At 49.5% G+C, this 19,065-nt stretch carries 16 protein-coding genes; 14 read left to right on the top strand and 2 right to left on the bottom strand.

Annotated features, from left to right (window positions below):
- Positions 1-79 precede the first annotated feature (79 nt).
- The 12 genes from ACQSGY_RS07610 (at position 80) to ACQSGY_RS07555 (ending at position 15,381) form a co-directional block, all read left to right on the top strand.
- Entirely contained in the window at positions 80-1,198 is a 1,119-nt protein-coding gene (locus ACQSGY_RS07610) for an XdhC family protein (RefSeq protein ID WP_427051371.1), read from the top strand.
- The gene (locus tag ACQSGY_RS07605; RefSeq protein WP_427051370.1) at positions 1,164-1,814 is read left to right on the top strand and encodes a nucleotidyltransferase family protein; all 651 of its coding nucleotides are present in this window, start codon (positions 1,164-1,166) and stop codon (positions 1,812-1,814) included. Before ACQSGY_RS07610 ends, ACQSGY_RS07605 begins: the two co-directional genes overlap by 35 nt.
- A 68-nt stretch (positions 1,815-1,882) precedes the next feature.
- Positions 1,883-2,818 carry an FAD binding domain-containing protein gene (locus ACQSGY_RS07600; RefSeq protein WP_427051369.1) on the top strand — a complete coding sequence of 312 codons (936 nt, stop codon included), beginning with the start codon at positions 1,883-1,885 and terminating at the stop codon, positions 2,816-2,818.
- A 55-nt stretch (positions 2,819-2,873) separates the two neighbouring features.
- Positions 2,874-5,189: a xanthine dehydrogenase subunit D gene (gene pucD, locus ACQSGY_RS07595; RefSeq protein ID WP_427051368.1), complete on the top strand. Its 2,316-nt coding sequence runs from the start codon at positions 2,874-2,876 to the stop codon at positions 5,187-5,189.
- Positions 5,186-5,728 carry a (2Fe-2S)-binding protein gene (locus ACQSGY_RS07590; RefSeq protein WP_427051367.1) on the top strand — a complete coding sequence of 181 codons (543 nt, stop codon included), beginning with the start codon at positions 5,186-5,188 and terminating at the stop codon, positions 5,726-5,728. The genes pucD and ACQSGY_RS07590 overlap by 4 nt, the downstream gene beginning before the upstream one ends.
- Positions 5,729-6,086: 358 nt before the next feature.
- The gene (locus ACQSGY_RS07585) at positions 6,087-6,479 is read left to right on the top strand and encodes a hypothetical protein (RefSeq protein ID WP_427051366.1); all 393 of its coding nucleotides are present in this window, start codon (positions 6,087-6,089) and stop codon (positions 6,477-6,479) included.
- 263 nt (positions 6,480-6,742) lie between these two features.
- Entirely contained in the window at positions 6,743-9,034 is a 2,292-nt protein-coding gene (locus ACQSGY_RS07580; protein WP_427051509.1) for a glycosyl hydrolase, read from the top strand.
- Positions 9,035-9,741: 707 nt separating this feature from the next.
- Entirely contained in the window at positions 9,742-10,824 is a 1,083-nt protein-coding gene (gene glpX / locus ACQSGY_RS07575) for a class II fructose-bisphosphatase (RefSeq protein WP_216514393.1), read from the top strand.
- Positions 10,825-11,052: 228 nt separating this feature from the next.
- On the top strand, positions 11,053-12,072 hold the full coding sequence (locus ACQSGY_RS07570; protein WP_145401989.1) for a LacI family DNA-binding transcriptional regulator: 1,020 nt from the start codon (positions 11,053-11,055) through the stop codon (positions 12,070-12,072).
- Positions 12,073-12,116: 44 nt separating this feature from the next.
- The gene (locus ACQSGY_RS07565) at positions 12,117-13,289 is read left to right on the top strand and encodes a Gfo/Idh/MocA family protein (protein WP_289372267.1); all 1,173 of its coding nucleotides are present in this window, start codon (positions 12,117-12,119) and stop codon (positions 13,287-13,289) included.
- A gap of 95 nt (positions 13,290-13,384) precedes the next feature.
- Positions 13,385-14,110 (top strand): ThuA domain-containing protein, encoded by a 726-nt coding sequence (locus tag ACQSGY_RS07560; protein ID WP_145403655.1) that lies wholly within the window; start codon positions 13,385-13,387, stop codon positions 14,108-14,110.
- Positions 14,111-14,274: 164 nt separating this feature from the next.
- On the top strand, positions 14,275-15,381 hold the full coding sequence (locus tag ACQSGY_RS07555) for a Gfo/Idh/MocA family protein (RefSeq protein WP_111271688.1): 1,107 nt from the start codon (positions 14,275-14,277) through the stop codon (positions 15,379-15,381).
- Positions 15,382-15,561: 180 nt separating this feature from the next.
- On the opposite strand, the gene ACQSGY_RS07550 is transcribed toward ACQSGY_RS07555, so the two are convergent.
- Entirely contained in the window at positions 15,562-16,380 is an 819-nt protein-coding gene (locus ACQSGY_RS07550; RefSeq protein ID WP_427051365.1) for a radical SAM protein, read from the bottom strand.
- A complete protein-coding gene (locus tag ACQSGY_RS07545) occupies positions 16,377-16,964 on the bottom strand; it encodes a bifunctional transcriptional activator/DNA repair enzyme AdaA (protein WP_427051363.1) in 588 nt (195 codons plus the stop codon). Before ACQSGY_RS07545 ends, ACQSGY_RS07550 begins: the two co-directional genes overlap by 4 nt.
- Before the next feature lie 333 nt (positions 16,965-17,297).
- On the opposite strand from ACQSGY_RS07545, the gene ACQSGY_RS07540 reads away from it, so the two are divergent.
- Together ACQSGY_RS07540 and ACQSGY_RS07535 are read left to right on the top strand one after the other, a co-directional pair.
- Positions 17,298-18,278 carry a Gfo/Idh/MocA family protein gene (locus tag ACQSGY_RS07540; protein ID WP_216514388.1) on the top strand — a complete coding sequence of 327 codons (981 nt, stop codon included), beginning with the start codon at positions 17,298-17,300 and terminating at the stop codon, positions 18,276-18,278.
- Positions 18,279-18,303: 25 nt separating this feature from the next.
- Entirely contained in the window at positions 18,304-19,044 is a 741-nt protein-coding gene (locus ACQSGY_RS07535; RefSeq protein ID WP_427051362.1) for an SAM-dependent methyltransferase, read from the top strand.
- Positions 19,045-19,065 lie beyond the last annotated feature (21 nt).

Here is a 19,065-nt window from a genome sequence, read left to right as displayed (position 1 = left end):
CTGTTTGATATTTGTCTGTTTGAGATGTTGGTTTGTTGGCTCGATCTTAAAAAGATGGCATGGAAAGGCGGCGGCTCAGATGGAGATGCATGATCTGTGTGCAATTGCGATGCGGGAAGCACGAAGTGTGCTCGCCACAGCCATCAAGGTTGAGGGTCATGCTTACCGCAAGCAGGGAGTTTCGATGCTGCTTACCGAGGACGGCTGCATATATGGCAGTATCAGTCCGGGCTGTCTGGAAAGTGATCTTCAGGAGCGAGTAAGTGGTGTACTGGAGACGGGACAGCTGGAGCTGGTTGCCTACGATATGCGGCCAGAGGACGATCTCTCCTGGGGAGAAACGATTGGCTGCGGTGGCCTCGTGATTGTGCTGCTGGAGCCGGTCCGTGGAGAACTGCGAACGATGATGCAGCAGATGCGGTTATGTTTGGATACAGGCGCATCGGTTTCATTGATCAGGTCTTTCGATGAAGACTGGCGGGGAGTTAAGTATGCATGCGCCAGGCTGGATTCCGGCCAAGGACCGCTCGTTCCGATAAAAAGGAATAAAAAGGATCAAAACGATAGAAAGGATGGAAAGGAACTCTCAAGTAAGCCTCAGATGACTCTACATTATCCAAAGGCTGTAATTGATGAGTGGAACCTTCCTCGAAAGTTAACATCGGTGTATGTACCTAAGCCACGTTTGATCATTATAGGAGCGGGAAATGATGTTATGCCTGTTGTTAAGCTCTCCCGATCAGCCGGGTTCCGGGTGCTTGTAACAGATTGGCGGGAGTCTTTATGTACAACTGAACGATTTCCTGAAGCAGAGCTGATGTTAGGTTTTCCCCAGGAGGTCTGTAGTCAATTAAACATTCATGAGCAGGATTATATTCTTCTGATGAGTCATCAATTTCCACGGGAGCGTGAATGGCTGGCTCTTCTGGCGAATCGTTCTTATACCTATCTTGGCATTATGGGTTCACGTACCCGAACAGCGCGTTTGCTGGATGGCATGCCGCCTCTGAAGCATGTGCATAGCCCGGTTGGCTTGTCGATCGGAGCTGATGGGCCGGAAGAGATTGCGATAAGTATTGCTGCTGAGCTGATTGCGTGTCGACGTAAAATGCAGAAAGATGCCGGGATTGCCACGGCAATGATTGAAAAAGGGAGCGATGCTTATGCAAACGACAGGTATCGTTCTGGCAGCTGGTAACAGCAGCAGACTCGGACGGAATAAACTCTCGGTGACGATGCCGGATGGAATCGCGCTTGCGGCCTGGACACTGAAGGCCGCCCTGAGCTCAACTTTGGACCAGATTATCTGTGTTGTTAAACCTGGAGATCACCTCGAATGGCTGCCTGAAGAATGCCTGCGAACAGCCACTGGCAGGTATACTGCTGCATCTGGACTGCGTATAGCAGTCTGCAATGATCATGCTGGCGGTATGGCTAATTCAATACGCTGCGGTATTTGGACAGCCATGGAGTACAGGCCACAGGGGGTGCTGATGCTGATGGCAGATCAACCCCTAATTACGGCACGGCATATTAATGGTGTTCTGGACGCACTGGCTTCCCATCCAGATGCTGATTATGCGGCTGCGGCTGACGATGCGGATGCGAAGCCGCCGGTTGCTTTTCGTTCCCGCATGTTCGGCCCGCTGTTATCTCTCCAGGGTGACGAAGGGGCTCGCAAAATACTTCGTAACTCCATATACAGAGGCGTGAAGGTCCCCTTATCGAGGGAAAGCTTCTGGGATGCAGATACTGAGCCGCAGTTGAAGCAAATTCTGGATTATGCAGAAGGACAGCTGTGGAGAGAGGCTTGATGATGGATTTTAGCCAACGTTAACGTTGATTGCATATTAACGGCCCATATAGAAAGGAGGGGGAAGCCATGGCAGCACCAGCATACGGATCAGGAGCGCAGCCTTTTGTATGGCAGCCGCATAGTTTGCAGGAACTGCAATCTATCAGAGAACAGCTTGAAGGGGCGTGGTGTTATACCGCTGGAGCCACGTTGCTACGCACCCAATGGGAGGCAGAATTGAAAGCTCTGCCTCAACATCTGGTTAGTCTGAGCTGCATTCCCGAGATGAGCGAAATTACTGTACAAGGGGATTACATTGTAATTGGAGCTATGACCCGATTAAAAGCATGTGCAGCATCCCCCTTGGTACAGCAGCTTCCGATTTTGCACGAAGCCGTTCTGGCTATTGCCGCTCCTTCTGTACGAAATCTGGCAACCATTGGGGGTAATATCGCATCAGGAATCGGGGATACACTGCCTGCATTGCTCGTATATGACGCGGAGCTGCGATGGATGACCTGCCGTGGCATGGAGATGCAGCCTGTCAACGCATGGCTTCTTGACGGCGGTATTCGCGGACGAAGCGAAGAAGATGTACTAGTATCGGTTCATATTCCAAAGCATCAAGATCGAGAAGGCGGCTCGTTTCCTTCTCAAGCACACAGCAGCCCTGTGCCAGCTCGAAAGCGTGAGGTCGCCTTTTACCGCAAACTGGGTCGCAGGGAGGTATTCACGGCCTCGCTTGTGACGGTCGCTTTATTCGGAGAGATTAATCTGGAAAATGGACGCTGGGAACGAATTGCAATAGCGGTTGGCGGCGGCTCTGGCCTGGCGATGAGACTGACAGAATCGGAGCAGCTGCTTCGATCCGGCCCGGCGGAGGCGGCTCAGGCCCCCATGCTTGCTGCTCAGGTCATGGCTGAATTTACAACCTACACCGATGCTTTTGCAACAGAAGACTACAGGAAGCAGGCGGCAGGCAATATGCTTGGAGCTGAGCTGCGGCAGGCATTCCAACCATAGGATTTTTCAATGGAATACCCTAATAACTATCGAGCAATGAAGGGAGAGATAGAGCATGCTGCTTAACCGAGAACAGAGTGGAAAACGTTGGCACCTGCGGCCGGATGGCCCTCCGAAGGTTACGGGGCAGCTGCAGTATCTGACCGATATGAGCTCACCTGATATGATTTATGGCAAAGTGCTGCGGAGTGCTTATCCGCATGCAAGGCTGCTGTCCATCGATACATCGGAAGCCGAAGCAATGGAAGGTGTGCACGCCGTCTTAACAGCCAAGGATGTGCCCGGGCTTAACCGTTTTGGCATCGCCACACCGGATCAGCCGGTGTTCTGTGAGGATCTCGTTCGGTATGTCGGTGATGCCATTGCCGCTGTTGCTGCCGATTCTCCCGAACGGGCCATGCTGGCTCTGGCTGCCATTCGGGTGCAATATGAAGAGCTTGAGCCGCTGGACAGCACGGATGCAGCACTTGCTCCCGGTGCGCCTGAGCTGCATCCGCACGGCCCGGGCAACGTTCTGCACCGCACGGAGGTTAAACGGGGAGATGCCGAGCAAGCTTTTGCCTCTTGTGCTTATGTTGTAACGGAGACCTATTATACGCCAAGGCAGATGCATGCATATATGGAGACAGAGGGCGGTCTTTTTGTACCAGATGAAGCGGGGCGTTTGAATGTCTATGCGGCTACGCAGCATGGATATAAAGACCGCATGCAGTTGGCCCGGATTATTGGCTGTCCCGAGGAGCATATTCGGGTAGTATCTTCCCCAATTGGCGGTTCATTTGGAGGTAAGGATGAACTGAATGTGCAGCCTTACGGGGCGCTGCTTGCCTTGAGATGTGGTCGTCCTGTCAAGATGCATAACTCCCGTAAGGAATCGGTAAGAGCGGGCTTGAAACGCCATCCGATGAAGATCGAGATGCAGACGGGCATAAGCCGGGAAGGCATTTTGCAGGCGCATCGTGTTCGGATTACAGCAGATACGGGAGCCTATGCTACCCTTGGAGCCCCTGTGCTGAATTTCTGTACCGAACACTGCATGGGGCCATATGTGATTCCGCACGTTGATGTAGAGGGAGTATCTGTATATACCAATAACGGGTTATCAGGCGAATTTCGCGGTTTTGGCGGCAATCAGGCGATCTTTGCAATGGAAGGACAGATGGATCGGCTGGCACAGATGATAAATATGGACCCATGGGAATTTCGCAGACGTAATTTGCGGCAAAAGCATGATCCGGGGCCGTTGAATCAGCAGATTCTGCCTACGGATGGACTTTCTCAAGTGTGGGAGGCGCTAGATCGTTCCGATCTATGGCAAAAGCATCTTCATCCCGAAGAGGAAACGTCACGTCCACCCTGGATAAAACGCGGGGTCGGGGCAGCCATCGCAATGCATGGTGCAGGGCTGGGGTATGGTATTCCAGACCCGGCAGGGGGACGTCTTTCCTTGAACGCCGAGGGGAAGATCGAAGTAGCGTTCAGCTATGAGGAATTCGGGCAGGGGCTCGTTGCTACGCTGGAGATCATGCTCTGTGACCTGTTTCAGTGCCACACGTCTGATCTGAGCATCGTCATCGGAGATACGGATCGTGTACCTCATAGCGGCTCCAGCACGGCCTCCCGTTCGACGACGATGGCCTGGATGGCTTTGCAGCGGCTGCAGCATGGCTTCCGTTCGAAGCTGCTCGCTGTGGCCTCCGAGATTTCAGGTATTCCTTCCGATAATCTGATGACTGGACCCGGGGGGATATGGACGAAAGGGCAGGATTCCTCCTCCTTGTCTTCTTCCCGCTTGGTGGCTGCTTATGTGGAGCTTGTACAGCGTGGTGAAACGAAGGATTGGATATTTGATACGACCTTTCACTATCCGACCACACCCGATCATGTTGTAGGCGGTCACTACCTCTATACGTATGCCGCAGTAGCCGCGGAGGTGGAGGTGAATATGCTGACGGGAGAAACCAGACTTCTGGATACGCGGCATATTGTGGCTGCCGGCCCGGTCATTAACCCGATGGGATACGTAGGACAGATTGAAGGCGGCAGTGTGATGGCTCTCGGATTTACGCTGACCGAGGATGCTGTTATGCAGAATAGTTGCTATGTGACGTCCAATCTGGACACGTATTTGATCCCAACCATCAAGGACATACACACACATCTGGAAGTAGAAGCCATTGAGGATTTGCCTGAAGGTGATGCATTCGGGCCGAGAGGCATTGGCGAGATTGGTTCTGTAGCGCTGGCTCCTGCGATTACTGGAGCAATCCATCAGGCTACAGGGGTGTGGGTTAGCCGCCTTCCTGTGCCGAGGGAAGAGTTGACCAGAGCCTTTAATGTTTTTTTGCCGGAAGGAGTGAAGCCATCATGAAAAACCTGCCTCTTGAACAGGAATGGAGCGCTGTAGTGAATGGACATTCCAGACAGCTGTTTGTAGCTCCCGGAACCCGGCTTGTCGATATGTTGCGAAATGAATTACAGCTGACAGGCACTAAAGTGTCCTGTGAGGTTGGACGTTGCGGTGCATGTATGATCCTGCTGAATGGTGAGCCTGTGAATGCCTGTCTTGTTATGGCTTATCAGTGCGAGGGCGGTGAAATTACAACGATCGAAGGGCTGGGCGACGAGCAGGAGGGACAGTTACATCCTATTCAGCAAGCCTTTGTAGAAGAGGGGGGATTCCAGTGTGGTTACTGCACACCTGGCATGATTATCTCAACCAAAGCACTGCTGGATGAGTGCCCGAACCCTACTCAGGAGCAGATCGAAAACGGATTATGCGGCAACCTTTGCCGCTGCACAGGCTATGGTGGAATTCTAAGAGCGGTGAACAAAGCAAGCGAGCGATATGGTGGAAAAGAGAAAAGCGGCACAACGGCAACAGAAACGGCAATAGAGTCTGCAAATTAATCAAAAAATCAGAAAACAACGCAGTCCAGGCGATCCCGCTTTCTGCTTGCTGATTTCATAAAAATGTAAAATAACGGAATATTTCATGCCAGTAATTATAGTAATATGATGAATAATAGAGAATATTCTGCGAATGGAGTGATCAAGCAAGCTCAGAACGCAGAAATTCTTTATTATTTTTTAGGGCGTGTCTGAAAACTCTGAAGCAAGCAGATTTTGCCGAATTTTCGTTCCAAGCAAGGAAGTTCCCGCAGGCGTGCCCGGGCACGTCAAGGGAAAGTGACGTAGCAGGGGGCAAAAAGGCGGTAAAAGATGCACTTCAGTAGGTTTCAAGACACGCCCTAGCTGGAGGCATAGTATGAGAAAAAAACGGATGATCATTGCTATAGCCGCAGGTCTGATCGTAATCTTGCTGCTTGTCTATGATCTGGAGAATGCAGAGGCTGTCGTAAATAGCAGTCAGGTGTCAGTAAATTATGGGGGAGCACACGGCATATATGAGGCGAACGTCTCCTTTGATATGGCTCGTGTGAAAAAAGCGAGAAACGTGAAAGTGTTGGTGATATACCCAAATAATACCGTGGAGCGTTACGATGTGTCCTCATCGGATGGTCATTACACTTTGAATGTAACGAAAAACATCGAAGATATTATGTTACACAAAGGGGAATGGACGTCGCCAGAGTTTCTGATTACCTGGGAGACGGGAGTTCACAAAAGAGTGGAGTATGTTTATTCAGGCGTCAGATGAATTACAGAAATAGATGCAGGCAGGTAGTTGTACATAACTTTAGAAGTATTAAGAGCTGCGAGGGCTAAAAATGAATCGTTTTCGAAATCGGAATAACCATATATTTACAACTTTTCTCACTCGTGGTATGTTTACTTTGAAAGCGTCATCATGATCAGGTTTATGCACATTTCGCTCTCACATTTCAAAGGGAAAGGGAGATGGAAATGAAGATCGGAATGAATACGGGATGGAGGAAAAGGCTTCAGAGAACAGTTGCCGTGATGCTGACAGGTGCTATGCTGCTGGGTACTCTCTTGTTAGGTTTGCTTGCACTAACTGTGACTGACACAGCTCATGCGGATGCGCCGCTGCTGACCATCGAAGGCGAGGATGCAGAGTTAAGCCCCGAACTACAAGTGGTTACAGAGATTTATGGACAGCCCAAGCCCGGATATTCAGGAAGCGGGTTCGTCTGGATGCAGGGCTCGGGAACAATTACTTTAAACGTGACTGTGCCGGAAACAGGCATGTACAGCATCTCCACACGTTATATGCAGGAGCTCAGCATGGATGGAAGGCTGCAATATTTGGCGATTAACGGAATGACCAAAGGCTCCTATATGCTTCCTTACACGACGACATGGTCGGATTATGATTTTGGTTTTCACAAATTGAACAAGGGCAACAACTCGATTCAGCTGAAGGCTGGCTGGGGCTACGCTTATTTTGATACGTTCACGGTGGATTATGCCGATCTTGATCCGCTGAATGTGCAGCCTGTACTGACCGACCCTCAGGCTACACCGGAAACGCAAATATTAATGAACTACTTGACGGAGGTATACGGACACAACATTATTTCGGGACAACAGGAGATTTATGGAGGAGGGAATGACGGAAATGCTGAGCTGGAGTTCGAATGGATATATGATCTGACGGGCAAATATCCCGCAATCCGTGGATTCGACTTCCTGAATTATAATCCGCTCTACGGCTGGGAGGACGGAACCACCAATCGGATGATTGACTGGGTTAACAACCGTGGTGGTATTGCAACGGCTTCCTGGCATATTACTGTACCACGCAACTTTACTACGTATCAGCTGGGCGATTTCGTAGATTGGAAGGAGGCAACCTATAAACCGACCGAGACGAATTTTGATACAGCCAAGGCGGTTGTTCCCGGTACAAAGGAATATCAATATGTCATGATGACGATTGCGGATCTCGCGGAGCAGCTGCAGATTTTACAGGATAACGATGTGCCCGTCATCTTCCGTCCGTATCATGAAGCAGAAGGGAACGGAGGCTTGAACGGCGAAGGCGCATGGTTCTGGTGGGCCTCTGCTGGAGCGGATGTTTATAAAAAGTTATGGGATATGCTCTACATGGAGCTGACTGAAACCTATGACCTGCACAATCTGATCTGGACGTACAACAGCTACGTATACAGCACTTCGCCAGCATGGTACCCGGGAGATGATCAGGTCGATCTGGTCGGTTATGACAAATACAATACGATCTACAATCGGTATGACGGTTTATCCGGTGTACCGAATGAGGATGCGATATCTTCCATTTTCTATCAGCTGGTGAAGCTGACTAATGGCAAGAAGATGGTGGCCATGACAGAAAATGATACGGTTCCAAGTGTGAAGAATCTTACGGAGGAAAAAGCGGGCTGGCTCTATTTCTGTCCGTGGTACGGCGAACATCTGATGAGCGATGCGTTCAATTATCCGGCTACACTGAAGACGCTCTATCAGAGCGACTATGTGATTACCCTGGATGAGCTGCCAGATCTCAAGGTGAATCAGCCGAATCCGAGCGCAGTCATCTCACCCGAGAGTGCAAGCTTTGATAAAGCAGCAGGGGCTGGTCAGGATATTACGATTACACTTACGTTGAACGGACATCAGCTCACGAACATTTCAAAGGGCGGTGTGCATCTTGTATCCGGCCAGGATTATACAGCATCGGGCTCAACGGTAGTTTTTAACTCGTCTTACCTGTCCACTTTGCCTGTGGGCCAGTCAAGTCTGACTTTTCATTTTGATGGTGGGAAAGCTGCTGTTCTTAAATTGAATGTAACGGATAGCTCGGTGGTTGAACCAACGGACGCACAATTAACGATTCAGGCGTATAATGGCAATACAAGTGCCTCTACCAATGGTATTGCTCCCAAATTCAAGCTGATTAATTCCGGCGATACGGACATTCAGCTTAGCGATGTGAAGGTACGGTACTACTATACGATTGATGGTGAGGAAGCGCAGACCTTATGGACGGATTGGTCGAGTATTGGAAGTGCCAATGTCACCAGTACATTTGTGAAGATGACACCACCGGCCGACGGAGCTGACTATTATGTGGAGCTGGGCTTCACCAGCAGTGCCGGAGTGTTGAACCCTGGCGGTAGCGCAGAGATACAGGCACGTTTCTCCAAAAATAACTGGTCCAATTACAATCAGGCAGACGACTATTCCTTTATGGCCGCAGGGAATCAGTACACGAACCATAATAAGGTTACCGGATATGTAAACGATCAGTTAGTGTGGGGCATTGAACCTTAATGAACATGGAATAGAGGTAAGACCAAGTCAGTGAAGCAGCTGATTTGGTCTTTTTTTAGCTGGATGAGATCGATGCGTGAGATGTATTTTGAAATTTGTAGAAGATTATGGTTTAATTATTTGAAAAAATATAACGTAATTAATATTATGTAAACTCATATTTTTCGATATCCAATATAGACTGTATCTATGACATTAGCAAAGGCTAAAGTCCTGATTAATACTAAAAAATAATTCTCTTTGCAGTCACTTTTGTAAGGCTGAAATATCCTCATAAGTGACTCGATACTTCCATTTTATTAGTACATACTGAAGCAGATGAGGATTCTCGAAAATCGTTTTCGATTTTGTCAGAATACGGGCAGGCCCAGCTCTGATTATGAATGCAAAATGTGATGTTTCTTAGGTTAGAGGAAGTTCGTGCTTCACTGAAGAGAGGAGTGTTGCCATCCGAACAAAAGGCATAAAAATGGCCAGTATAATTGGAAAAAATATTAATGTTTGAAGAGGAGGAAAGGAACAAAATCAAGCTGCAAACATATGCTCTGAAACCGAAAAAAAAGTTAAATTAATAAATGTTAAAATAAGTAAAATGAAGCGAAAAAGCTGTCGCTGCGCTGATTATAGATTGATTTCATATGATTTTGCGATAGATTTCGGCCGCCCTTCACGTTATGCTGTGAAAAACCAGAAGGGAAGTGGCAGGCATGGAACGCGAACTGGCGTTGGAAATTGTACGAGTAACAGAATTGGCAGCATTAGCTTCAGCCCCGTGGATGGGAAGAGGCGACAAGAACAGTGCGGATGAGGCAGCTACTTTGGCCATGCGGGCCATGTTCGATTCCGTGTCTATTCGCGGAACCGTTGTCATTGGGGAAGGCGAGATGGATGAAGCCCCGATGCTGTACATTGGTGAGGAAGTAGGCAATGCGGAAGGGCCGGAGGTTGACGTGGCCGTTGATCCTCTGGAGGGAACAGAGATTGTAGCCAAAGGTCTGAATAACGCGTTGTCAGTCATTGCTGTGGCGGGAAAAGGCAATCTGCTGCATGCTCCGGATATGTATATGGAGAAGCTGGCGGTTGGCCCTGCACTTGTCGGCAAGGTCAGCATTGAAGACCCGGTTGAGGTGACGCTGCAAAAGGCGGCTGCCGCTCTGAACAAAAATATTTCCGATCTGACAGTCATGATACTTGACCGTGTACGGCATGAGAGCACGATCAAGACACTGCGGAAAGTGGGTGTGCGGATCAAGTTTCTTAGTGATGGCGACGTTGCGGGAGCAATGGCTCCTGCTTTCCCCGAAGCGGGCATCGATCTGTATGTCGGATCAGGCGGAGCACCTGAAGGGGTGCTCGCAGCAGCAGCTTTATCCTGCCTGGGAGGCGAGATTCAAGGTCGTTTGATGCCTGCCAATGCAGATGAGTTCCAGCGCTGCCTGCAGATGGGGATCGACAATCCATACAAGGTGTTAACGATGGAGGACATGATCGGTACAGAGGATGTTATTTTTGCCGCTACGGGTGTAACACCGGGTGAGATCCTTGGTGGAGTGCGCTATCTTGCAGATGACCGGGCAGAGACGGATTCCATCGTTATGCGTGCCAAAACCAAAACCATTCGTTTTATTCGGTCCCAGCACTTTTTACCTAACAAGGAGGTCCTGCATAAAGTTCGCAAGCTTCAAGCTTCGGCCGAACCGTCGGATCGTGTGCGCAAGCTTAGCAAGGATAAGGAGCAGGCCGAATTTAATCAGTCCGCCAAGGAACCTAGCGCTGCAGCAAAGGCATAAAACTTTATCTTCATCTGTACAATAAAGTTTCATTTATAATAGAAGTCATTATGAACTGGGTCATAGACAAATCAAGAATGAGGAAAAAGGTTAATCCTGAATTCCTCATTCTTTTTTTGTTGTTTTTGCATTGACAACGGTTACATGCCATGAGAAAATGTACGCGCGTACATAAATTAAAATACTGCTGATTGTAACTGCGCAATTCATCTGAAGGGGGTGAAGGACATGGCTTCTCGCAGAGAAGTGGCTGAGCTTGCAGGGGTATCCGAGGCAACGGTATCCAGGGTTCTTAACGGCGTTGGACCGATCAGGGAGGAGACTCGCCGCAGGGTGCTTGAAGCTTCCGAGCGTTTAGGTTATGTGCCCAGTGCACTTGCCCGCAGCTTTGCCAGAAGCAAAAGCGGTAATCTGGGTGTTGTGCTGCCCTATGTTCCTAAGGCACATCTGTTTTCGGCCTATTTTTTCTCGGAAATGTTAAGCGGCATTGGAAGCAAAGCGCGAGACAACGGTCTCGATCTGCTGGTCATGTTTCGAACACCGGGTGAAGTTATGAATTATACCGATCTGTTCCGAAGACAGAAGATTGATGCTTGTATCATTCTGGGTGCAAGGCACGATCATGATGAGCTGGCTGCGATCCAGCAGCTGGACCGGGAAGGACATCCGTTCTGCGTGATGAACCAGCATTTTGCAGGGGAGTCATTCTCTGAAGTGGATGCTGATCATATCGAGGGCAGCCGTCTTGCTGTACGTCATCTCACCGATCAGGGTTATCGCAGCATTGCTTTTCTGAACGGACCAGACAGCTACTCGAACAGTCAGGAACGGATGGAAGGTGTACGACTGGGTCTGCAGCAGGCTGGCATGGAGCTTGATCCGAGTCTGCTGCTTGAAGGCAATTACAGCAGACGGAGCGGGATAGAGGCAGCAGCAATCATTGCTGAACGTTTGCATGAGATTGATGCGGTCTTTGCAGCGAATGACCGGATGGCGATCGGAGTGATGCATGGCTTGCGAGAACGGGGGGTACGGGTCGAGGATTTCCCCGCCTTCGTTGGTTATGATGATTCCGATGCAGCCGAGATGGCCGTTCCGGCACTAAGCAGTGTACGAGTTCCCTTTTTCGAGATGGGCGAGATTGCTGTCTCCAAATTGATGCATCCTGCTGGAGCATTGCAGTCTCCAAGGACACTTCTGCCAACTGAATTGATTGTTCGAGCCTCATCCAGTCGAAACGTGATGTAGATATGAGATTGATTTTATACATTTTATTTGAGGAGGAAATGTTCATGTCAAAACGTCTTCGTGTAGGAATGGTTGGATACAAGTTTATGGGCAAGGCCCATAGCAATGCATACCGCAGTTTACCGATGTTTTTCCCCTCTGCTCCACTGCAGCCCGAAATGTCTGTCATCTGCGGGCGCAATGAGCAGGGCGTGCAGGCGGCGGCAAGTCAGTTTGGATGGTCCGAGAGTGTTACGGATTGGCGTGAACTGGTGAAACGGGATGATATTGACCTGATTGATATTAATGCTCCAAGTGATGCTCATAAAGAGATTGCGCTTGAGGCTGCTCGTCAAGGCAAGCATCTGTTCTGTGAGAAGCCGCTTGCGCTCTCGCTGGCTGACTCCCGTGAGATGCTTCAGGCCGCCGAAGAAGCGGGCATCACTCATATGGTCGGCTTCAACTATCGTTTCTCTCCAGCCGTGCAGCTGGCAAAGGAGCTGATCGAGAGCGGACGTTTGGGCAAAATCTATCATTTCCGTGCGTTTTTCCTTCAGGACTGGATTCTGGACCCGAACTTCCCGCTCGTATGGCGTCTGCAAAAAGAAGTCGCCGGCTCTGGCTCACATGGTGATCTTGGAGCACATCTGATCGATCTGGCCCGTTTCCTCGTTGGTGAGTTTCAGGAGGTCATCGGCATGAGTGAAACGTTCATTAAAGAACGCCCGCTTGCGTCCGAGATGACAGGTCTTAGCGCGAAAGGCAGTTCAAGTGCAGATGCACCGAAAGGTGAAGTAACGGTGGATGATGCCACACTATTCCTCGCAAGATTTGCGGGCGGAGCGCTCGGCAGCTTCGAAGCGACACGATTTGCGGCGGGTCATCGCAGCACGAATTCTTTCGAGATTAACGGCAGCCTGGGCAGTGTGCGTTTTGATTTTGAACGGATGAACGAACTGGAAGTGTATTTCACAACGGACGATGAGGATGTACAGGGCTTCCGCCGCGTACTGGCTACTGATCCTGCGCATAAATATGCCGAAGCCTGGTGGCCTGCTGGTCACACGATTGGTTTTGAGCACACCTTTACACATGAGATGCTGGAGCTTGTTACGGCAATTTCCGAGGGCCGTCAGCCGTCGCCAAGCTTCCATGATGGGGTTGCATGTCAGGCTGTACTGGAAGCGGTAGAACGCTCGGTCGCTGAGCGTCGCTGGGTAACGCTTGAAGAGATGTAATGGATAAAGGGCAAAGGATAAGTTAGAAATGTTGCAAGATATACAGCTCCAATGAACGACCCAAATTGAATGAAACGAAAGCGAGTGATCAAGCGATGAAGAAAGCATTGATTGTATGGGGCGGCTGGGATGGACATGAGCCGGAGCAGGTAGCGGCCATTTTTGAACGTATCCTGAAGGAAGAGCAGTTTGAGGTTGAGGTTTCCAACACACTGGAGTCCTATGCGGATGCAGAGAAGCTTCGCGGTCTGGATCTCATTGTACCTCTATGGACGATGGGACAGATTGAGCAAGAGCTCGTCAATAACGTTTCGGCGGCTGTACAGAGCGGTGTAGGTCTTGCCGGGCTGCATGGCGGCATGTGTGATGCGTTTCGTACGAACGTAGACTGGCAGTTTATGACGGGTGGACAGTGGGTGGCTCATCCAGGGAATGACGGTGTGGAATACATGGTCAATATCAAACGCGGCTCCAGCCCGCTCTTTGATCATATCGAGGATTTCCAGGTGAAAAGTGAGCAGTATTACTTGCATGTTGATCCCGCTGTGGAGGTACTGGCAACCACTCGCTTTCCGATCGTATCAGGTCCTCACGCAGCAAACGGGCCAGTCGATATGCCTGTAGCCTGGACGAAGCGCTGGGGTGCAGGGCGTGTATTCTATAACTCGCTTGGACATCATGCGGATATCGTAGATATGAAGCCGGTAACCGAGATGATGCGCAGTGGTTTCCTCTGGACAGCAGCTGGCAAAGAGCTGGCGAAAAGCAGATCAACAGGTGCAGCCGAGGCTTACACAGGCATGGCCGACAACCAAACCTAGGCTGACATTCTACCTGTAATCAGACCGTGGCAGGTTTGACGTTTGGAACATTTGTAATCATATCTAGTTGAGGTTGTACGATGTGCCAGAATCTGCCGACTTGAAAGACGTTTATGCAGGATTTTACTACCCTATATTTGATCCACGGCGAAGGGAGCAAGAGTATGAAAACAATGAAAGTTGGTATTATCGGCTGTGGTAAAATCAGCGGCATCTACATGGAGAACTGTCACCGTTTCGAGGTGCTTGAGCTTGTGGCTGTAGCCGATCTGGACCGGAAGCGCGCAGAGGAGCAGGCCGCAGCCTATAACGTGCCCAACGTTTATACTGTAGACGAAATGTTCGCTGACCCCGAGATTGAGCTGATTATCAACCTGACGATCCCTGCTGTTCATGCAGAGGTATGCATCCGTGCATTGGAATCGGGCAAGCACGTTTATGTAGAAAAGCCGCTCGCAGTGACTCGTGAGGAAGGGCAGGCGGTGCTGGAGACAGCCAAACGTAAAGGTCTTCTGGTGGGCTGTGCCCCTGAAACGTTCTTTGGTTCAGGTATTCAGACGGCGCTTCAGCTCGTAGAGGACGGGATTATTGGCAAGCCGGTAGCGGCAACAGCCTTTATGATGAGCCGGGGACATGAATTCTGGCATCCAGATCCCGAGTTTTATTACGCCAGTGGTGGCGGGCCTATGTTTGACATGGGGCCATATTATCTGACTGCACTTGTGCAGCTGCTGGGACCGATCAAGTCTATTGCCGGAATGACCGGGAAAGCGATGAATGAACGTATGATTACCAGTGAGAAAAAAAGGGGCCAGATCATTCCCGTTGACATTCCAACGCATGTCACCGGTCTGCTGCAATTTGAGCAAGGAGCCATCGGCACGCTCATTACAAGCTTTGATGTGTTTGGTGGAAGTGCACTGCCTCCGATTGAGATTTACGGTACACATGGCACACTGCAGGTGCCTGATCCGAACACCTTTGGCGGCCCGGTACGATACCGCTTGATGGGCGAGCACGAATGGACAGAAGCTCCCCTGCTCCCGGGATATCAGCAAAATACACGTGGCATCGGCGTCGCGGATATGGCTTATGCGGTGCAGAGCGGACGTGCACACCGTGCCAGCGGTGAACTGGCCTATCATGTGCTGGAAGCGATGTGGGCGTTCCATGATTCTTCAGATGAGCAGACCTTCTACGCGATGAAGAGTACATGCGAGCGACCAGCGGCATTGCCTGTGAATCTTCCACTGTATACATTGGATAAATAAGTTAAGCACATTTAAGACAAGAGAAATGTAAAGTGAAGTATAAAGTATATAGCTTGTTTTACCAACGAAGAAACAGCCTCTTTCCCGATGAACGGAAAGAGGCTGTTTTTTTGCTATTCCTGGTATGATCAAGAGTGGAAAGAGCTCTATGTTGATCTGTATGCAGAGTGCGCATCAATCTCATGGCTCAAATCCGGCCTGGCTAATATAAATTTCATGCTCGGCAAACTGCGTCCTCATCTGTTCTACAACGCGTTTATACGCCCCGGGCTGAATCCATTGCTCCAGTCCAATCTCCTGGTAAAGCTGCTCCATTCCAAGTCTCCGCGTGCGCTTGCCTTCACTGCCATCTCCCATAAAATAATCATCAATGCAGACACGGACAACGAGCGGTCTTAACTTAACAGCAAACTGATCACTGCTTGGCAGAACAGGTGCAATGGCTACCTGCGTTTGAATGCCAGCATCCCGCAATTGCTTGAGTGCATGCAATCGACCGGCAATGGGCGGTGCGGCGGGTGTAAAGTGCCTGCGAATGTGATCTTGATCTGTCTCCACTGTCATGCTTACACGCACCCGATCTCCTAGTTGCTGGAGGAGGTCGATATCACGGGTGACAAGTGGACTTCGAGTCTGTACCAGCACAAAATCGGGCGGGTGCAGCAGCATCGTTTCGAGCAAGGAGCGTGTAATTCGTTCGCGAGCTTCGGCGGGTTGATACGGGTCGGTGCTGGACGACATGAAAATGGTCACTTTACCTTTCTTACGGGCACGCTGCAGTTCTTTGGCGAGAATGCCGGAGGCTTCTTTTTTCACATCCACCCAGCTTCCCCAGTCTTCCTTGCGAAACAAGGAGACAGGCATCTGTCTGACATAGCAGTAAGAACATGCAAATGAACAGCCTGTGTACGGATTCAAGGTGTGTGTGTAGCCGCTCAGGAAGCCGCTACCTTTGTTTAATAATGTTTTGGGTACTTTATAGTTCAATAGAACGGTCATAAGCTGCTGCCTTGCCTTTCCCTGTAATGTGCAGGGGTGTAACCGATATGCTTGCGAAAAACGGAAACGAAATAAGCCGCGTTGGATATGCCTACCTGGCGTCCGATTTCGCTAACGGTCAAATGGGTTTGTTTCAGCAGTTCCTGAGCCTTTGTTACTCGTTTGGCTTGTATATATTGAACCGGGGTTTGTCCTGTAATGCGTTTGAACACCCGATGCAGGTGATATGGACTCCCGTGACTAACAGCAGCCAGTATATCCAGCGTTAACGCTTCGGTATAATGCTTGTCAATATAATCGGTAACTCCATAGATCCATTCCTGGTCAGGCACTCGTGCTCCAGTAGGCTTGCAGCGTTTGCACGGTCTGAACTGATGAGCCAACGCTTGCTCTGCATGGGGAAAGATGAGCACGTTGTCGTATTTGGGTGGTCTCGACTTGCACGAGGGACGGCAGAAAATACCGGTCGTTTGCACCGCGTAAAAAAACGTACCATCGTACGTAGAATCGTTCTCGATTATTGCCTTCCAATACTCCTCAGGAATCGTTTGGTGCAGGAAATGAAGCTGCTCTGTACGTTTCATGGAATCACCTCAGCTATAATTATACCCATGGCGATCAGAAAATCACGAGATTTCGAATCAAATCGCAAGATTTCAACATTGACCATCTCTTTCTGAATTATCACAATGAACATATCTTTCTGGATTATTACAATTATCACTTTTTCAAAATCATAATTAGCTCTTTTTTAAAATCACATTAATTTCTTTTTCATTAACGCAACGAGCTCTTTCTTCATTCCAATGGAATTTTACGTTACAATAGAGAGACATGTTGTGTAATAAGAATTACTCCAATGTTTAACACATTCAATATCTGACAAATCTCAGTCATAAGGAAAGAGGTAGATCGGTATGGTTCGATTCGGGGTCGTAGGTACAAATATGATTACGGAAAAGCTGCTGGAGGCAGCAGCACTGGTTCAAGGTTTCCAGCTTACAGCGGTATACTCGCGAACAGAGGAGAAAGCGAATGCGTTTGCAGATCGGTATGATGCGGCCTATCGCTTCACGGATCTGGAGGAAATGGCGGCCAGCGATACCCTGGATGCAGTATATATTGCAACGCCAAATACACTGCATGCACAGCAGGCCGAATTGTTCCTGAGAAACGGCAAGCATGTATTGTGTGAGAAGCCGCTCGCGGCTAATGGTGCTGAAGTGAGCCGTATGATCGAGACAGCGCGGAAGCATGACGTCCTTTTGATGGAGGCCATGAAGTCAACGCTTGTTCCGGTGTTTAAAAGTGTGCAGCAGCATTTGCACAAAATCGGCCCTGTTCGCAAATACATAGCGGGTTACTCGCAGTATTCCTCGCGTTATGACAAGTACAAGGAGGGCATTGTTCTTAATGCCTTCAAGCCTGAGCTGGCGAATGGAGCTTTAATGGACCTGGGTGTATATTGTTTGTACCCGCTCATTACGTTGTTTGGTGCGCCAAAGCAAGTTCAATCACAAGCCACCATGCTGGAATCCGGTGTGGACGGGCAGGGCAGCGTGCTGCTGAATTATGACGGAATGGAAGCGGTGGTAACATACTCCAAAATCGCTAATTCGCATGCCCCAAGCGAGATCATCGGAGAACGAGGCAGTATCCTGATTGACAAGATCGGTGCGCCTGAACACGCAGAGATTCGTTATAATGACGGAACGGTCGAGCCATTGGCCGTAGAGCAGCAGCATCCTGTGATGTATTATGAGATGGAGGAGTTCGTTAATCTGGTACAGCAAGGAAAGAAAGAATCTGCCATGAACACCTATGAGCGCTCTTACCAAACGATGCAGGTGATGGATCAGATCAGGCAGCAGATAGGCCTCGTTTTCCCTAACGATTAATTGACAGTGAGAGGATGTCAGAGAGATGAGTAGAGATGAGCAGAGAAGTGTAAACGATCAGCAGAGCAGAGAAGAGAGCAGCCTCGAACTGGCACAGATTGTATTTATCGGAAGAACGTACGAAGAGTATATGAGCATGTTTCAATTGACAGAGCAGGAGCTTGCAGGCAAGCACATTCTCGATTGTCCCGGGGGTGCATGTTCCTTTAGCAGTCAGGCTCGGAAGCGCGGCGCACGTCCAGTGGCAGCCGATATCGTGTATCAGTTCAATACGAATGAGCTGAACGCCAAAGGGCTGCAGGACATTGAACATACGATGAAGCAGATGCAGGCTGCACAGGGGGCATATGTCTGGGATCGGTTCGGATCGATTCAGGGCTTGAAGGAAGAACGGCTGCGTGCCATTACAGATTGTGTTGCGGACATGAGACAATATCCGGGCGGGTATACAGCAGCTGTATTGCCTGAACTTCCGTTTGCTGATGAACAGTTTGATTTAACCTTATCTGCGCATTTCCTGTTTACCTATGCGGATCGGCTGAATGTTGATTTTCATGTGCAGACACTGCTGGAAATGCTGCGTGTAACCCGACATGAGGTGCGTGTTTTTCCGACCGTAGACTTGTCAGGCAAGCGTTATGAATATATGGATGAATTGAAGTTGCTTTTGGAAAAAAGAGGATATATAGTATCCGAAGTCAAGACGTCATACGAATTTCAGCGGAATGCACATACCATGCTTCGTATTCAGAAGATGTCACAATAGATTAGCATTGGAGGGAAACCG

This window comes from Paenibacillus sp. TC-CSREp1 (genome assembly GCF_050171015.1).
Lineage (GTDB): Bacteria > Bacillota > Bacilli > Paenibacillales > Paenibacillaceae > Paenibacillus > Paenibacillus silvae.
The sequence above is the reverse complement of the archived record's forward strand: the minus strand, read 5'-3'. Positions and strand labels throughout refer to the sequence as shown.

Excerpts from the sequence above, each read along its gene's own strand:
- ACQSGY_RS07610 (WP_427051371.1), top strand. The coding sequence starts at position 80 with ATGGAGATGCATGATCTGTGTGCAATTGCGATGCGGGAAGCACGAAGT.
- ACQSGY_RS07605 (WP_427051370.1), top strand. The coding sequence starts at position 1,164 with ATGCAAACGACAGGTATCGTTCTGGCAGCTGGTAACAGCAGCAGACTC.
- ACQSGY_RS07600 (WP_427051369.1), top strand. The coding sequence starts at position 1,883 with ATGGCAGCACCAGCATACGGATCAGGAGCGCAGCCTTTTGTATGGCAG.
- pucD (WP_427051368.1), top strand. The coding sequence starts at position 2,874 with ATGCTGCTTAACCGAGAACAGAGTGGAAAACGTTGGCACCTGCGGCCG.
- ACQSGY_RS07590 (WP_427051367.1), top strand. The coding sequence starts at position 5,186 with ATGAAAAACCTGCCTCTTGAACAGGAATGGAGCGCTGTAGTGAATGGA.
- ACQSGY_RS07585 (WP_427051366.1), top strand. The coding sequence starts at position 6,087 with ATGAGAAAAAAACGGATGATCATTGCTATAGCCGCAGGTCTGATCGTA.
- ACQSGY_RS07580 (WP_427051509.1), top strand. The coding sequence starts at position 6,743 with ATGCTGACAGGTGCTATGCTGCTGGGTACTCTCTTGTTAGGTTTGCTT.
- glpX (WP_216514393.1), top strand. The coding sequence starts at position 9,742 with ATGGAACGCGAACTGGCGTTGGAAATTGTACGAGTAACAGAATTGGCA.
- ACQSGY_RS07570 (WP_145401989.1), top strand. The coding sequence starts at position 11,053 with ATGGCTTCTCGCAGAGAAGTGGCTGAGCTTGCAGGGGTATCCGAGGCA.
- ACQSGY_RS07565 (WP_289372267.1), top strand. The coding sequence starts at position 12,117 with ATGTCAAAACGTCTTCGTGTAGGAATGGTTGGATACAAGTTTATGGGC.
- ACQSGY_RS07560 (WP_145403655.1), top strand. The coding sequence starts at position 13,385 with ATGAAGAAAGCATTGATTGTATGGGGCGGCTGGGATGGACATGAGCCG.
- ACQSGY_RS07555 (WP_111271688.1), top strand. The coding sequence starts at position 14,275 with ATGAAAACAATGAAAGTTGGTATTATCGGCTGTGGTAAAATCAGCGGC.
- ACQSGY_RS07550 (WP_427051365.1), bottom strand. The coding sequence starts at position 16,380 with ATGACCGTTCTATTGAACTATAAAGTACCCAAAACATTATTAAACAAA.
- ACQSGY_RS07545 (WP_427051363.1), bottom strand. The coding sequence starts at position 16,964 with ATGAAACGTACAGAGCAGCTTCATTTCCTGCACCAAACGATTCCTGAG.
- ACQSGY_RS07540 (WP_216514388.1), top strand. The coding sequence starts at position 17,298 with ATGGTTCGATTCGGGGTCGTAGGTACAAATATGATTACGGAAAAGCTG.
- ACQSGY_RS07535 (WP_427051362.1), top strand. The coding sequence starts at position 18,304 with ATGAGTAGAGATGAGCAGAGAAGTGTAAACGATCAGCAGAGCAGAGAA.